Origin of the sequence: Desulforhopalus sp. IMCC35007 (assembly GCF_005116575.1) — a bacterium.
Lineage (GTDB): Bacteria > Desulfobacterota > Desulfobulbia > Desulfobulbales > Desulfocapsaceae > Desulforhopalus_A.
This window is the reverse complement of the sequence record NZ_SWCN01000077.1, coordinates 1-850: the sequence shown is the minus strand read 5'-3', so window position 1 is coordinate 850 and position 850 is coordinate 1. Positions and strand designations below refer to the sequence as shown.

The window sequence follows — 850 nt, the reverse complement described above, 5'->3', positions numbered from 1 at the left end:
TGTGTATGTACCGACCCCTGAAGATGAGGCCTTGCGTGATTTAGTGCGGGCTCGGATAGATGCGACCCGTGCACTTCGGGTAGCCAAGCAGCAGCTCGGAGCCTTCCTGCTTCGGCATGATATGGTATTTTCTGGAAAAACAAAGTGGACAAAGACGTATTTCGTCTGGTTGTCTTCTGTTACGATGGCACATTCCGCTCAGCTGATCGTGCTTCAAGAATATATAGACACGGTAACAGACTGTATCGACCGTGTTCATCGATTAACAGAACAGATTCGTCTGCAATCTCGTCAAAGCAGTCGGCATGAATTGATCCAAGCTTTACAGGCCATGCGCGGGATATCTCTTATTGTCGCAGCAACAATAGCTTCTGAACTTGGCGACCTCACTCGCTTTGAAACACCGGGAAAACTCATGGCTTTTCTTGGGCTTATACCTTCTGAACATTCAAGTGGTGATCAAGTCAAGAAAGGATCGATTACGAAAACAGGGAACAGGCATGTGCGCAATGCTTTGGTAGAAGCCGCTCATGCTTATCGATATTCCGCCAGAAAGAGTAGAGCTATCCGTAAACGACAAGAAGATTTGCCTAAAAAAGTAATCGATATCTCATGGAAAGCTCAATGTCGTCTTTGTGCCCGTTACCAGTATTTGATGGCCAAAGGGAAAAAAGTGAATGTTACCAAAACAGCTATTGCCAGAGAGATCGCAGGTTTTTCCTGGGCAATTGCAAGGGAGCTTTCCAAGGCGGCCTGACTCTTGATCACCGCTAGCATTGAGTGGTTGGGGCGTAAAGGTCAAGCCCTACGGGTGCTTCGTTCCTCGCAACCTTGACACCCCAACCACTCA

1 protein-coding gene is annotated in these 850 nt (G+C 47.6%); it reads left to right on the top strand.

Features of this window, described 5'->3' with window-relative positions; translation table 11 throughout:
• Nucleotides 1–757: IS110 family transposase (locus tag FCL48_RS24670; protein WP_136876753.1), on the top strand; the 757-nt coding region annotated here is incomplete at its 5' end.
• Nucleotides 758–850: the final 93 nt, after the last annotated feature.